This window comes from Candidatus Dependentiae bacterium (assembly GCA_016191325.1).
Classification (GTDB): Bacteria; Babelota; Babeliae; order Babelales; family JACPOV01; genus JACPOV01.
Map to the genome: position 1 here is coordinate 1,200,745 of JACPOV010000008.1, position 14,086 is coordinate 1,214,830.

At 39.0% G+C, this 14,086-nt stretch carries 14 protein-coding genes and 2 tRNA genes; 13 read left to right on the top strand and 3 right to left on the bottom strand.

The features are described 5' to 3' along the window. The first annotated feature begins 35 nt into the window (after positions 1–35). Positions 36–725: a hypothetical protein gene (locus tag HYX58_06260; protein ID MBI2775587.1), complete on the top strand. Its 690-nt coding sequence runs from the start codon at positions 36–38 to the stop codon at positions 723–725. Positions 726–870: 145 nt separating this feature from the next. Here HYX58_06260 and HYX58_06265 read toward each other — a convergent pair whose 3' ends face one another. Next, the gene (locus tag HYX58_06265) at positions 871–1,818 is read right to left on the bottom strand and encodes an RluA family pseudouridine synthase (protein ID MBI2775588.1); all 948 of its coding nucleotides are present in this window, start codon (positions 1,816–1,818) and stop codon (positions 871–873) included. A gap of 309 nt (positions 1,819–2,127) precedes the next feature. On the opposite strand from HYX58_06265, the gene mgtE reads away from it, so the two are divergent. From mgtE to HYX58_06295, 6 genes are all read left to right on the top strand, one after another. Continuing rightward, the gene (mgtE, locus tag HYX58_06270; protein MBI2775589.1) at positions 2,128–3,483 is read left to right on the top strand and encodes a magnesium transporter; all 1,356 of its coding nucleotides are present in this window, start codon (positions 2,128–2,130) and stop codon (positions 3,481–3,483) included. A gap of 70 nt (positions 3,484–3,553) precedes the next feature. Beyond that, positions 3,554–3,629: transfer RNA gene (locus HYX58_06275), tRNA-Lys, on the top strand. Between the two features lie 119 nt (positions 3,630–3,748). Beyond that, a tRNA-Glu gene (locus tag HYX58_06280) sits at positions 3,749–3,824 on the top strand. 148 nt (positions 3,825–3,972) lie between these two features. Continuing rightward, positions 3,973–4,215 carry a GIY-YIG nuclease family protein gene (locus HYX58_06285; protein MBI2775590.1) on the top strand — a complete coding sequence of 81 codons (243 nt, stop codon included), beginning with the start codon at positions 3,973–3,975 and terminating at the stop codon, positions 4,213–4,215. Between the two features lie 52 nt (positions 4,216–4,267). After that, complete coding sequence (locus HYX58_06290; GenBank protein ID MBI2775591.1) at positions 4,268–4,795, top strand: hypothetical protein; 528 nt, start codon at positions 4,268–4,270, stop codon at positions 4,793–4,795. 85 nt (positions 4,796–4,880) lie between these two features. Beyond that, positions 4,881–5,228, top strand: coding sequence for a DUF4234 domain-containing protein (locus HYX58_06295; GenBank protein MBI2775592.1), 348 nt, complete (start codon positions 4,881–4,883; stop codon positions 5,226–5,228). A 55-nt stretch (positions 5,229–5,283) separates the two neighbouring features. Here the strand turns inward: HYX58_06295 and HYX58_06300 are convergent, their stop codons facing one another. Beyond that, the gene (locus HYX58_06300) at positions 5,284–6,486 is read right to left on the bottom strand and encodes an alcohol dehydrogenase catalytic domain-containing protein (protein MBI2775593.1); all 1,203 of its coding nucleotides are present in this window, start codon (positions 6,484–6,486) and stop codon (positions 5,284–5,286) included. A gap of 215 nt (positions 6,487–6,701) precedes the next feature. On the opposite strand from HYX58_06300, the gene HYX58_06305 reads away from it, so the two are divergent. The 4 genes from HYX58_06305 to HYX58_06320 all read left to right on the top strand — a co-directional run bounded on the left by HYX58_06305 (position 6,702) and on the right by HYX58_06320 (position 11,172). Then, positions 6,702–8,183: a right-handed parallel beta-helix repeat-containing protein gene (locus HYX58_06305; GenBank protein MBI2775594.1), complete on the top strand. Its 1,482-nt coding sequence runs from the start codon at positions 6,702–6,704 to the stop codon at positions 8,181–8,183. A 40-nt stretch (positions 8,184–8,223) separates the two neighbouring features. Further along, positions 8,224–8,628 carry a DoxX family membrane protein gene (locus HYX58_06310; GenBank protein MBI2775595.1) on the top strand — a complete coding sequence of 135 codons (405 nt, stop codon included), beginning with the start codon at positions 8,224–8,226 and terminating at the stop codon, positions 8,626–8,628. A gap of 524 nt (positions 8,629–9,152) precedes the next feature. Beyond that, positions 9,153–9,221, top strand: a complete 69-nt coding sequence (locus HYX58_06315) for a hypothetical protein (GenBank protein MBI2775596.1) — start codon at positions 9,153–9,155, stop codon at positions 9,219–9,221. A 1,009-nt stretch (positions 9,222–10,230) separates the two neighbouring features. Then, entirely contained in the window at positions 10,231–11,172 is a 942-nt protein-coding gene (locus tag HYX58_06320; GenBank protein ID MBI2775597.1) for a hypothetical protein, read from the top strand. A 4-nt stretch (positions 11,173–11,176) separates the two neighbouring features. On the opposite strand, the gene HYX58_06325 is transcribed toward HYX58_06320, so the two are convergent. After that, positions 11,177–12,316, bottom strand: coding sequence for a replication-associated recombination protein A (locus tag HYX58_06325; protein ID MBI2775598.1), 1,140 nt, complete (start codon positions 12,314–12,316; stop codon positions 11,177–11,179). A 233-nt stretch (positions 12,317–12,549) separates the two neighbouring features. On the opposite strand from HYX58_06325, the gene HYX58_06330 reads away from it, so the two are divergent. Together HYX58_06330 and HYX58_06335 are read left to right on the top strand one after the other, a co-directional pair. After that, entirely contained in the window at positions 12,550–13,281 is a 732-nt protein-coding gene (locus HYX58_06330) for an ABC transporter ATP-binding protein (protein MBI2775599.1), read from the top strand. Between the two features lie 3 nt (positions 13,282–13,284). Continuing rightward, positions 13,285–14,073 (top strand): ABC transporter permease, encoded by a 789-nt coding sequence (locus tag HYX58_06335; protein ID MBI2775600.1) that lies wholly within the window; start codon positions 13,285–13,287, stop codon positions 14,071–14,073. Positions 14,074–14,086: the final 13 nt, after the last annotated feature.

Consider the following 14,086-nt stretch of genomic DNA (forward strand, 5'->3'; position numbering starts at 1 on the left):
CCGATACTTTAAATGGCAATTAGGAGAGAATGGCTATGAATATGCATAAAAGAACGTTTTTTATTGTTCTCTATTTAAATTTAGTTTCATGCTTTTTTAGCAGTGCCATTGCGCCAGATGAAGCGATCGAATATTTGCACGAGTCGTTACCCAGCAATCAGGGCAAGATACAAAAATCTTTTTTTACGCCCGATAAAGAACATTCAGTAAAAAAAATTATGATTGGTTTGATTCGTAATGAAACTGAAGAGATTACGGCGGCGCTTTATCGTCTTACTGAGCCAGATGTTGCCGCGGAGCTTATGAAAGCGTTTCAGCGCGGCGTTAAGATCTATTTAATTACCGATCTTGGTTGCTTTTTTGACAAAAACGAAAAAATTACTCACTTACACGAAAACGGAATTGAAACGAGTTATTATGGAAAACCGTATTCAATTATGCATAACAAATATTGGATATTTAAAAAGAATTTTCTAGGAACGGTTCTCGTTACTGGTTCAGCAAACACGACAAAAGGTGGATTGCTGAGCAACAAAGAAAATATTATTGTTACCAATAATGCAGAAACCATCGCAGAATTTGCACAAAATTTTGAAAAAATTAAAGGCGAAGCTTCAAGTGGCATTCCAACTAAAGAAGTACTTCGCAATTACGCAACTCAAGAAATGTGGGATGGATTAAAATACGGAATGAGAAAAACAATTTTCTCATTGAAAGTGCGCTAAAAAGCGGAAGCTAAAAAGGAGATGCGCTAAATTCATATGTTGATTTGCTTCATTACTACAATTCCTTCTTAGCTTGGCACCAGACTATTTCCGTTTATGGAAAAAAGCAAGCAAAATTTGTGTGCGCACGCTCTGTGCGTAGAGCTTATTTTTTGAGCTGATCAATTGCCACTTGCATGTCTGCTGGCATTGATTCAGAAAAAGAAAAAGGTTCGCCATCAAAGGCAAATGAAAGTGAAGTGGCGTGAAGCGCTTGGCGATCAATACGTGATGATTTTTTACCATAAAGAATATCGCCTTCCAGTGGATGGCCGATTGCATTAAAATGAACGCGTATTTGATGGGTGCGTCCAGTAACTGGTAGCACCTCAACGAGCGTTGTGTCGGTAAAATATTCGAGCACTTTGTAATGAGTGAGTGCAGCTCGGCCTTGACCTGATTGATGAGACATTTTATTGCGCGTTATTGGATCGCGATCGATAGGAAAATCAATCGAACCAGTGCGATCTGGGTGGCCCCGAACAATTGCAAGGTACGTTTTTTTAATGGCACGATTCTTGAAAAGATCACTGAACTTAAAATGCGCATAATTCGTTCGCGGGATTACCATGAGCCCAGAAGTATCTTTATCGAGACGATGAACAATACCAGGCCTATCTTGATCCCCCACCATTTTTAATTGTTGCCATCGAGAAAGAAGCCAATCAACGAGTGTTACATCCGTATTGTATGCGGAAGGTTTATGAACCATGAGCCCGGCCGGCTTGGCCACAATTAAAAATTCTTTATGCTCATAGATAATTTTTACATCAAAGTTTTGTAGTTTGCCCTCGATCTCCGGGCCACCTTTATACGAAATAGAGGGAACGGGAGGAATGGAGACCGTAACGTGATCTAATGGCTTTACAATAGTGCTTGATTTAGCAACTTTATTGTTGATCGCTACAAGCCCTTGTTTGATAAGATCCTGGAGGTACGACCGGGAATAATGGGGAATTTGCTCAGCTATGAAAACATCTGCGCGAACCGGTTTTTGTTCAGGCAGGGCCTCTAGGGCATGAGACGTATAGATTTTTTCTGACATATTCTCCATTTTTTATACCTCGTTTTGGAAAACTCGCTTAGTTGTAATAGAAATCGCAACCAGCCTCTAGTTTCCAGATTAAAAAGAGTGTAGGTTAAAGTCAAATGGACATGGGCCAGCTGATCGATTATGCTTAGAAGGCTCGACCAAAAAATACCACTTTTTTGCTAACCAACTCGCACGCAGTGATAGAGAAACTGCGATTTTGCGGGGACCCGGAAAAAATAAGGCAGATGTTCCTTTAGGCGACGGGGTGCGGCACACGCCAAATGCCACGAAGCTACTTTCTCTGGGCAAACCATTCAGGAGTGCAATCCTATGAACTCAGATATGCTGCTGCAGGAGATGCAACATCATGTAGATGAGCTAATTACGAGAGATACTCCCCAGGCTCAGGCTCGATGGCAACAGTTTTTGTCTCTTCACCCGGCAGATAGTGCTCAATTCTTTTCGATAATAGACAAAGAAAGTGCAAAAAAAATATTCTTGGCATTGCCTATGGGCCTCCAAATTGAGGTTTTTGGAGAACTTTCAAATGCGATGAAAGTATTTGTTCTTTCGTTCTTGCCCGATCAAGATAAGGCGGGGATTTTAAATAATACCCCGATTGATGAATTAACCGACTTTTTTGATGAACTTTCCGATGATGAACTCAAGGATTATCTAAAACTCCTTAGTACTCAAGATCGGCAAACGGTTCTTTCGTTACTTAAATTTGACCCGGAGTCTGCCGGCGGTATCATGAATACCGATGTGCTTTCTTTGCTGCAAGATTTTACGGTAGAAAAAAGTATTCATGTTCTTCAGCGATTGCAGCCGCGGCGAGATTTGCACCAGCAAATTTATGTAACCGATCAAGATAATAAACTTGTGGGGCATATTCAGCTGGAGGATTTAGTTCTTAAAAATCCTAAAGATAGGCTTTCTTCATTTTTGCGTAAAAATGAACTCGTCATTTTCGCGGATGAAGATCGGGAAGAAGTAGCAAAAAAAATGATTCACTATGGCCTCATGACAGTGCCTGTTGTGAGCGAAAATAATCTTTTTTTAGGGGTTATTTCAAGCGATACATTGGTTGATGTTATTGAGCAAGAAGCGAGTGAAGACGTTTACCGTATTTCTGCGATGACACCAATCAAATATCCGTATTTTGAAACTTCTTTCTTTCGTATATTTTATGAGCGCAGTTATATTCTGATCATTTTACTCTTAGCGCAATCTGTTTCTAGCATTATTATAAAATCGTACGAATCGATTATTTGTGGATTTCTTACGCTTTTTATTACGATGCTTACCAGTACCGGCGGTAACTCAAGTAGCCAAACTTCCGCATTGGTAATCCAAGGATTGGCATCTGGCGATATCACACAAAATAACATTGGCCGCTTCTTGCGCCGTGAGATTTTAATGGCATTTATGATCGCTTCGGTGTTGAGTGTTTTTTCTTTCTTGCGCGTTTATTTTACGTACGGAGAGCTGTTGGGAAGCTTCGCCGTAAGCGTTTCTCTCTTTTTTATAGTTCTGCTTTCGGTTATTCTTGGATCTGGAATTCCAATAGTGCTTAAGCGCTTTAATATTGACCCTGCATATGCGGCTGGACCCTTTCTGGCAACGCTTATGGATATATTTGGATTATTGATTTATTGTTATATAAGTAAATTAATTTTGTATTAAATCGGCGTTTTTCTTGACAAAAAAAGCCATAATTAATACGATTTAAAAGTCTTTGTTATTGAAATTACAGGAGCCGCTAGCTCAGTCGGTAGAGCAACAGCCTTTTAAGCTGTGGGTCGTTGGTTCGAATCCAACGCGGCTCACCATGCTTCGCTTATCCACGGCTTCCGCCTTGGCAAGCTTCGCCTGGCGCGGCCATTCTTTAAAATTATGTTATTCTTAAAAGAGTGGCACGCAAAGATAAAAACCTATCTATGAAATATACGTCCCTATCGTCTAGTGGCCTAGGACATTGCCCTTTCACGGCAGAAACAGGGGTTCGACTCCCCTTAGGGACGCCAGTCTTCGCTACTTACGTAGCTTCGTCTGGCTTGCGCCATAAGATGACTTAATAACCAAATAAAATTTTATCAGTAGAAGGCGAAGACTGTCCGTCGTAGCTTGCCGAGTCTGATGACCCGGATAAGCGTAGACTGGACCGGCCCTAATATGTATTATGTTTATCTAATTAGATCAGCTCAAATTCCTGAAAAATTTTATGTTGGATATACGATTAATTTGAAAGAACGTCTCGAGACACACAACTCGGGTGGTTCTATTCATACAGCTCAATATAAACCATGGATTTTGATTATGTACTTGGCATTCGTCGAGATGAAAAAAGCAAAAGAGTTTGAAAAATATCTTAAGTCGCAATCTGGTCGCGCATTTGCCGAAAAAAGATTTTGGTGAATATTATAATTAAAGCAGATCTTTAAACTAAGAAAAAATTAACGAGTCTAACGTGAACATTAAAATATTGTTTTTATTGTTGTTAAGTATCGCGCAGCAATCTTTTTGCATGGAAACTGGGCCTAAAAAAGAGAATTCTCCTCAATCGCAATTAGAGCAAAATCGTTTCGCGCTTTATCGCATAAATATGATTCAATTGATTGACGTTGTATTAATGCAAAGATTGGGACAATATCGTGATACTTTAATTTCTCAGTTGTTTAGCAAAGGGACTTTGCCAAAGGAAGGTTTTGATCCTATCCAACAGGATTTAATCAAAAACTTCAAATCGTTTAACAAATTTTTTCCCGGCAAAGCCGTTATTGCTGATGAATGGACTGGGGAAGCGATTGAAAATTTTCGTTTTTCAATGGCGAAAACTAAAATTAGTTTAGAGCAGGAAATTGCGCGCCAAGAAGGTAAGAAGTATATTGCCGATGGAAGAATACAAAATAAGCTGCACCCATCGCCCGATTTTTTAGAACTGGTTGCATTGCAATTTTCTTTTTGGTCTTTGAATATGGCCCAATCAAAAAAATAATCCTATCTATAAGCCACAATCTATTTGATTATCCAAGTTTGATTGGCTAATTTAATAGTATTGACAAGAATTCCTAGGAGGTTGCTTGAATATGCCAATTATAATTATTAAAAAGCGCAGTCTTATTGCGATGGCGCTGCTTATGTTTTTCACGTTCGGCCTTTATTTCTTTTATTGGCAGTATAAAACTAAACAAGAGATCAATAAGTTGGGTGGTGAAATACCAACATTTTGGTTTGCGATTATTCCGTTTTTAAATATTTATTTTGATTATCGCTACGCGCAAAATTTTATTAAATTGGTGCGCAAGACAGAAGATCAGCTGCTTTTAGTTTTGCTAACGGTATGCTTAGCCTGTTTTCCATTTGTTGGAGCGTTTATTGTGCAATATGAACTTAACAATTACGCAGATAAGAGTTTCTCCATGCGCTAATTACTAAACTTTTTAAAAAGGCATCCATTTTCTGGATGCCTTTTTTGTTCTGATACTATTTTTTTCCAAAAGTGAGCGCTACTTTGAGCCAATTGTCTTCTCGTTTATCAAAGTGTTTATATGCTTCAATAATATTGGTAAACGGTAATTTTTGCGTGAGGAAAGGTCGCATATCAATTTTTCCGTTTTTCACCCAAGAAAGAAGCATAGGTAAATACTTACGGTGATTGCAATCGCCCATCCGAATAGTAACATTTTTTCCGGTCGCTTTTCCTATTGGAAACGATTCTGATAAATCTGAATAGACGCCAATAATAGAGATCACGCCATTCTTTGCTATCGCATCCACCGCCCATCTAAAAACTTGAGAAGGTCCGCTTCCTGGAATCCAATTGCCATCATGTATGCGTGTTTTAGGAGCGATCTTTTTTTGTTCTTTTTTAAATTCAGCGCGCATGGCGGGCGAACAATGCGATGCATGCTCAGCATCAACGCCAACAGCGTCTATAATTCTTGTTGGCCCTTTTCCTTTTGTGAGTTTTCTAAGTTCTTCTACAGGATTTACTTCATCAAAATTAATAATGCGTGCGCCTTGCAACTGCGCAATTTTTAATCGTGATTTAACATGATCGATTGCAAAAATTTGTTTAACACGTAGTTGTTTTAAACAGGCGATCGCTAATTGACCAACGGGGCCGCATCCAAAAACAGCAACTGTATCGATTGGTGAAACATTTGCCATTTCTACTGCCATATACGAAGTTGGCAAAATATCGGATAAAAGAATTACTTGTTCATCGTTCAGTTCGTCAGGTATTTTCACCAAATTTACATCTGCAAAAGGAACGCGAACTTTTTCTGCTTGCATACCATTAAAAGGACCAGTACCCGCTGGGCCGCCGTAAAAAGCAGTTCCTGCTTCATGGCCATGAGGATTGGCGTTATCACACAATGCATAATGCTCTTCTAAGCAATGGGGGCACTTTCCGCATCCTATCGTTGATGGAACAATCACGCGATCGCCGATTTTAAAATTGCGTACTTTAGAGCCAATTTTTTCTACGATGCCGACTCCCTCATGACCCAGGATGGTTCCCTTCTTCATTCCTTGGATTGTTCCGCGAATAAAATGTAAATCGGTGCCGCAAATGGCGGACATCGTGATTTTCACCAGAGCGTCAGTTTGATGTTTTAAAGCCGGAGCTTTCACATTCTTTAAAGCAATTTTACCTATCCCATTAAAAACGAGAGCCTTCATTTTCTACGTCCTTTCAACATTATTCGTATAAATGAAGTAATACAAAAAACTGGGATTGCAATTAAAGATTTCTATCGAGATTCAGAAAAAAAGAATGAATTAATAGACACCGCTTTTTATTTTAAAAATGGCCCAGATTATTGATTTCTGATGAACAATCATATGATATTCGAGAAGGCAAAAAGGAATTGATATGAAATTAATTGGAGATTCGAATGAATAAAAAATATAAGGTAAATTTACTTACAAAGTTATTAATTTGTTTAAATTTTATTTTCCTTAGTCTTTCATGTTTTTCTGAAGATAGATATTATTCAGAAAAAATTCCAAGAGCTGCACGTGAGGATGAACAAAATCTTGGTAACTCTGCGATTTCAGGATGCAATAACTGTAATGGTTTTTTTAAGCCGGTGATTCCGCCAACTTGTATTTGTAATGTAAAGATTCCGTGTGCAGGAACACCCATTACTGCGCCCGTTACCATTTCGTCTCCCGGTTACTATTGTTTGGCAAATGATATTACGGGGGGAATAATAATAACGGCTAACGATGTGTCTCTTGATTTGAATAATCATACAATGAGCGGTGCGGGCATAGGATCTGGCAGTGGAATAGTTATCAACAGTGGTTTCAATAGAAAAGTATTTAATGGACGCATTGTAAATTTTGATAATGGCGTTTCATGCAATCAATCAATGAATACTTTAATTAATGAAGTTGCCATAAATACATGTTTTGTAGAGGGCATGACGATTACAACGTGCACCGGTACAGTTTTAGATTCCATTGTAATTAACACCATCGGAAATATTGGTGTGCATTTTAATGGCATTAATGATGCGAGCCTTATTAAGAATGTGACTGTTTCGAATGCGCAGCAAGGAATTATTTGTGATAATATTTCCAACAGTATTATTGAATTCTGTAATATTTTTGACTGTACATCTAATATTTTCCCTAGCTTTGCAAATGCAGGGTTTGCAATTAATGGTGGAAGTTCAAATCAAATTGATAGCTGTACGGTAAAGAACTTAAGATCAATAGACTTTCCAGTTGGATTTGTTTTTGATGGGAACGATAATATTGTAGTAAGGAATTGTGTTGCTCAAAATATTACCGCTTTTTCACCAACTGCCGCATTTGCGGCCGGTTATCTTTGTACACAAGGGGTGGTGGCTAATTATCAGTTTTCTAATTGTTCTGCAGTTGCAATTAGTGGTGGCGGGTTTGTAGCGGGATTTGAAATGAATGGAAACGTGGGAGTCATCGAGGATTGCATTGCGCAAGATTGCATCGCAACAGCAGTACCGCCGGCTAATGGCGTTGGCTTTTTCGAGAGCGGCCGTCGCATTAGCCTAACAAATTGCCAAGCATTTAACTGTAGTGGTGCTGGATTTTCAACAAATTCTGGAACACCGGTATCGGATGTTACTTTTCAATATTGCCAAAGCACAAACAGTACGATCGGTTTTTTGACTACTATTTCAACGAGCCTTATTGGAAATTGCGTAGCATTCAATAATACGACTGGTTTTCAAATTGCAGCAGGAACATCAATTTACCACTGTTTTGCTAGCAATAATGGAACTCACTATGCCGGTGCCGGTGCGGTAAACGTGCAAAACGCAAATACGCAAGTTGACACGACGGTAGTAGGGCCAACAGGGCCGTTTGCGGGCGCTAACTTATTTATGTGATGTGCGATTGAGTAAAATAAATTTGATAAAGGATAAAAAGATGGCGACAACTATTTCAAATAAAGCTTATGCGCATTTAAATCATACGTGGTTAATGCTTAAGGTCACGTATAGTATCCTGTTTCTCGCAGCTGGCGCTGATAAATTTTTTAATATGGTTACGCATTGGGAAAAATATTTGAGCCCATTTGTGGCCCAACATCTTCCTGCAATGCCGACCTATTTTTTATATGTGTTTGGAATTATTGAAATAGGTATTGGTATTATGATTGCAACTAAGTTTACACGACTCGGCGCGTATTTAGGCGCTTGCTCGATTTTTCTGGTGGTAGTGGACTTGCTTACTACATTTACTTTTTTGGATATCATCGTGCGTGATATTGTTATTATTGTTGGTGCCATTGCGTTGGCACAGTTGACAACGATCAAGCAGGATCTTGAATAATATTTCCGATTTAGAAACTGATGAACGATATAATGCTGAGCGATAAAAAGGGATATGATGAATCAAAGATTTTTCTTAACGTGCATTGTGATTTTGAATAGTAATCAGTTTATTATCCCTGCTTTATCTGCGAACAATTGCATTAATAATTTTGAACGTCGTAGTTGTATAGATAGTTTTATCGCTCCAGATGTAATAATAAAAAAACCGGCAGCTCAAGTGAGCATTTCAAATAATGCATTATTTGGATTAGCTGCTATTAATGGAGTTAAGCCGGGGATTAACAATAGAATTCTTTTAATTGGCCAAACCAATCCGCAAGAAAATGGATTGTGGCTTGCTCAGTTGGGTGCATGGATTCGACCATCGGATTTTTATACGGGAGCGCAAGCCGGTAGATCCTTTATTCAAATTATAGTTATGCCAGCAGATTCAACTACAGATTTTCAATGGATATGCACTTCACCAACGAGCATTATTGATACGAATGCAATTACATTTGCGCCTTGCAATTATAGTGATCAATTAACTGCAGCGAATGTGGGAACAGGAACTGCGCAATTTTTCAGAGACAAAACAGGAAATACACTTAATTTTAAAACATTAGCGGTGGGTGCGCATCTTGCGTTAGTTAATAATACAAATGATATTGTGCTTAGCGCCGATGCAGCAGCAAGTAGTAGTGCTAACACCATTGTTGCGCGCGATGTATTAGGAAATTTTAGTGCCGGAACGATTAGCGCAAATCTAATAGGAAATGTAACAGGAAATTTGAACGGGAATGCAACGACAGCCACTTCCGCGATAACCGCGACAAATTTTACCGGCTCCCTTTCTGGAAATGTAACGGGCACTCAAGGTGCGACGGTGGTCGCTTTCGTTGGTAGTCAATCCGCTTCAAACATCGTTGGTGCTACCATTGCCGCGAATGCTGCCACGAGTAGCAACACTGCAAATGCAATTGTTAAACGTGATGCGTCCGGTAATTTCAACACTGGAACCATTACTGCAAATCTGACGGGAGCCGCTTCTCTTAATGTGCTTAAAACAGGTGATACTATGACTGGTGTGCTTACATTGCCTAACGGTTCAGTTTCTGCGCCGTCCTTGAATTTTACTGGAAGCACTACAAGTGGTATTTCTCTCGTAGATGGATCATTATCGTTTGATACCACAGGAACTGAGCGCTTAAAAGTTGGGTCCTCAGTTATTGTGAACGTGCCGTTATTGCTCAAGAGCGTTTTAAATATTCAAGCCACGCAAACGGTTGTGCCAACGAACAATGGATCTATAACCGTTGCCGGTACTACCGGATTACTTCTCTTAAAACACACTGCAAACATTACAAATTTCACGATTCACTTTCCGCCAAATCCCGTTGACGGTCAACTATTTACTATTTTGCTTGGTACGAGCAATACTATTTCCCTGATTAATGCAGGCGGCACTGGTGGTGCATCCGTTATTAACGCAATTACGAGTCTCAATCCAGGAAGTGCACTCGCAGCGGCCACCAATGGAACTTCAGTAACTTATTTTTATTCAAGTGTGGCAAATAGTTGGTATCGCTTTTTGCGCGGATAAAAAGGGGAATTGATCGGTATGGAAATAAAAAAAGTTCACCTTTTTTTGTTGTTGGTAAATGGGCAATCCGCCTTTGCGACTTCCTTGGTGTACAATATGAAGATTCGCCGCGTTTTTAATGTGAGCGCCATTTTAGGAAGACAGCAAAAAACAAGAATATTAGCGACAGCTGTTCCTATTTTTTATAAGCGGGATCGTGAATTTCTAGATACAGCCCGCGCAATAAATTTCACTGAAAAACGATCGACGATTGGCTCATTATTTAATCTTCGCGCTACGTCACCCTTATCTGCGTGGTGGGGAGAAATAACAACGGGTGTTGAGCATGAGCATTTCAAAACGAGCGGAAGTCAAAATCTTTCGGCATCTCGAACCGGATTTGATGACATCGTTTTTTCGTCGGGGCATAATTGGTTTCCCAACAAAAAAACACAAGTAGTTTGTTACGCAATAGGTGGTATACCGACCGATTTTAAAGTTGATCCTGTTGATATTAACGATACGTTGGTAGGTACTCGTTTTTTTAGTGCAGGTTTTGGATCAGAGCTATCATATGATTTTATTGCAACGCTGCGGCAATCTTGCATTATTATTTTTCAAAACCGGTTCCTTCATTTCTTTGATAGATCATGGCCATTTCCTGTTGCTGGTAGTAAAGTTCAGCCAGGAAATGTGACCGATTTATTATTAAGTGTGCAATATCGGATAAAACGCACGCTTTTTGAAGGTGGTTTCAATAGTACAATTTTCACAAATCAAGCGGCGTTATTGCCAAATCAAAAGATCAATGCGCCCCTTTATGTTCGAAATAGCGGTTACATAACATTTACGCATTTAGTAAAACAGTGTCCGGGGCTTAAAATGCCGCTGCTTATTGGAGCAGGGTTTTCTGGAGCAAGGGCGACTCTTTTTAAAACCCGCATCATCTCCGGTTGGCTAACCATTAGTACAATTTTTTAATAATTTATTTTAAATATTTTTTATTTTTAAGTTTTTCAGGTAATAAACATTCTTTGGTATAAGCTTCATAATTATCACCATAGCCTAAATCTTTCATCAGTTTAGTTGGCGCATTACGAATGTTCATCGGAACTTGAAGATTCCCGAATTCTTTCACATCGTCTACCGCTTGAAAATAAGCATTATATGAGCTGCGGTTTTTGGGGGCTTTCGCTAAATAACTTACTCCGTGCGCAAGATTAATTGCGCATTCAGGATAGCCTATTGTTTCTACCGCTCTGAAAACATTGTTTGCCACGGTAAGCCCTTGCGGGTCTGCTAATCCGATATCTTCAGATGCAAAAACCACCATGCGGCGTGCGATGAATTTTGGATCTTCGCCCGCTTGTACCATGCGTGCTAAATAATAAAGTGCAGCATTTGGCTGGCTAGCCCGCATTGATTTAATAAAAGCAGAAATCGTATTATAATGTTCTTCCGCTTTTTTATCGTAGCGCAAAGTACTGTTTTGTAAGGTACTCTGTAGATTTGCGATAGAAATCTCAGCATAGAGCTTTGATGTATTTTCGAGCATCGATAATGCTTGCCGAGCATCGCCATTTGCCATGCGAGCAAGCCATTCCTTCGCATCGCTGTTTACATCAAATCCAGTTCTATCAATAATCGCGAACATATCTTCTTGTGTCAATTCATTCAGAACGAATACTTTGCACCGAGATAGTAATGCAGAGATGACTTCAAAGCTTGGATTTTCGGTCGTCGCACCTATAAGCGTTAATTTTCCAGATTCTACGTAAGGAAGGAGAAAATCTTGCTGAGCCTTATTGAATCGATGAATTTCATCTAAAAAGAGTATTCGTGGTTTGCCTGCGGTGAAAAGATCGTCTTTTGCTTCGATGATCTTTCTAATGTCGTCTTTGCTTGCAGATACTGCCGATAGTTCATAATAATCTGCGTTAATTGATTGTGCGTAAATACGGGCGAGAGTGGTTTTGCCAACTCCCGGGGGGCCCCAAAGGATAAAGCTAAATAAATGCTTTTTTTCTATAGCGACTCTGAGCGGTTTGCCAGGCGCCACCAAATGATCTTGGCCGATAAATTCTATTAAATTTTTTGGTCTTATTTTTGAAGCAAATGGTTCCATTTTTTTCTAGCCAAAACTATTGGCCACCTTTCTGAGCAATATAACCTGCATTTATTTCTATTATACTAGAAAACGAATCGTTTGTCTCTAGGAGATCGACGTGCTGATTAGGTAAAAAGACTGCATTTTCAAGGATTTTTACAGACTTTACTTTTTCTGTAATTCGAAAAAGTTTATGCTATACTTAGGAGGTATTTCTTCTATGTCTTATTCTCAATTGGTTAATTAAAATTATGAATAAACCGTTTTTGCAAGTTATTTCTGTCACAAAAAAATATGATAACTTTGAAGCGCTTAAGGGTATTTCGATCCAGATAGAACAGGGTGAAGTTTTTACTCTACTCGGTGTAAACGGTGCGGGTAAAACGACACTTTCTTCAATCATTGCCACCTTAAAGCCGCCTACAACTGGCGATATCCTTTTTAATGGAAATTCTATCTACAAGGATATTTCAAGTTATCGCCGAGCTATTGGTTTTTGCCCACAACGACCAAATTTGAATAATTATTTTTCACTGCGAAAAAATTTAGAATTTGCAGGTCGTTACTTTGGCATGGAAGATGAGCATATTTTATCAATGATAGATGAATTGGCTGAGCGTTTTGATTTTAAAAAATACCTCGACGAAAAGCCTGAAGTGCTTTCTGGCGGCTATAAGCAACGCTTCATGTTGGCTAGAACCATTATTCATAGCCCCAAGTTGATTATTCTTGATGAACCGACCGTTGCTCTCGATCCTCATATTCGTAACCAATTATGGGATTATATCAAACAGCTAAAAGAGAAAAATATTTCTATTCTTTTAACAACGCATTATTTGGAAGAAGCGGAAGTTCTTTCAGATCGTGTATGCGTTCTTGAGCAGGGAAGAATCCGTTTGATCGATACACCTGAAAATCTCATGAGATCGTTTCAAAAGAGTAATTTAGAAGATGTTTTTATTCATATGATGCAGCAGGATTAAAATATGTTTTTAAGGAAAGATCAATTTCAGGTTCTGAAAGAACTGCTGGCCACAGATTTATATATTCTTAAAGGCACTGTACGCGATCAAGTTATAAATTTGTGCATTTGGATGATAAGCATGACGGTCGTAAACTCATATTTGATGCCTGCGTTTGGTTTATCGCTTGAATATAGTGCATTTATTTTGGCTGGGCTTTGCGCAAGCGCGGGTCTTTTTGGCATTTTTCCAAGTGTTGCGAATTTAGTCAGCGATTTTAAAGGTGATCAGGTATATACCTATTACTTAACCTTACCGCTTCCTTCATGGATGATTTTTTTGAGGCTCATTTTTTATTATGCGCTTAATTTCTCACTGCTTGGAATCCTAGTACTTCCCATTGGTCAATTGCTTATTTGGGATCGGTTTTCACTTAGGCATGTAGCATTTGGAAAATTTTTTCTTATTTTTACGTTGAGCTATTTTTTTTATGGAGCGTTTACGCTTTGGATTGCAAGTCGCGTACCTGATATGACAAAAATTGGAAACGTGTGGATGCGCTTCGTGTATCCAATCTGGTTTTTAGGATGTTTCCAATTTTCTTGGGCCGTTTTGAGAGAGAAATCTCAATTATTTAGCTTTATTAATCTTATGAATCCGATTACCTACATCATGGAAGGTATGCGTGCAGCGGTGCTCGGACAGAATGGCTATCTTAATTTTTGGATCTGCTGTTTGATGATTGCATTTTTTGGAATCCTTTGCTCATGGCGTGCGATTGTTTTGCTCAAAAGACGATTAGATTTTGTTTAACAAAAAAAGCCCC

Bases quoted from the DNA above. Each gene is read 5' to 3' on its own strand.
- HYX58_06260 (MBI2775587.1), top strand. From the start codon at position 36: ATGAATATGCATAAAAGAACGTTTTTTATTGTTCTCTATTTAAATTTA.
- HYX58_06265 (MBI2775588.1), bottom strand. From the start codon at position 1,818: ATGGAGAATATGTCAGAAAAAATCTATACGTCTCATGCCCTAGAGGCC.
- mgtE (MBI2775589.1), top strand. From the start codon at position 2,128: ATGAACTCAGATATGCTGCTGCAGGAGATGCAACATCATGTAGATGAG.
- HYX58_06285 (MBI2775590.1), top strand. From the start codon at position 3,973: ATGTATTATGTTTATCTAATTAGATCAGCTCAAATTCCTGAAAAATTT.
- HYX58_06300 (MBI2775593.1), bottom strand. From the start codon at position 6,486: ATGAAGGCTCTCGTTTTTAATGGGATAGGTAAAATTGCTTTAAAGAAT.
- HYX58_06305 (MBI2775594.1), top strand. From the start codon at position 6,702: ATGAATAAAAAATATAAGGTAAATTTACTTACAAAGTTATTAATTTGT.
- HYX58_06310 (MBI2775595.1), top strand. From the start codon at position 8,224: ATGGCGACAACTATTTCAAATAAAGCTTATGCGCATTTAAATCATACG.
- HYX58_06320 (MBI2775597.1), top strand. From the start codon at position 10,231: ATGGAAATAAAAAAAGTTCACCTTTTTTTGTTGTTGGTAAATGGGCAA.
- HYX58_06325 (MBI2775598.1), bottom strand. From the start codon at position 12,316: ATGGAACCATTTGCTTCAAAAATAAGACCAAAAAATTTAATAGAATTT.
- HYX58_06330 (MBI2775599.1), top strand. From the start codon at position 12,550: ATGAATAAACCGTTTTTGCAAGTTATTTCTGTCACAAAAAAATATGAT.
- HYX58_06335 (MBI2775600.1), top strand. From the start codon at position 13,285: ATGTTTTTAAGGAAAGATCAATTTCAGGTTCTGAAAGAACTGCTGGCC.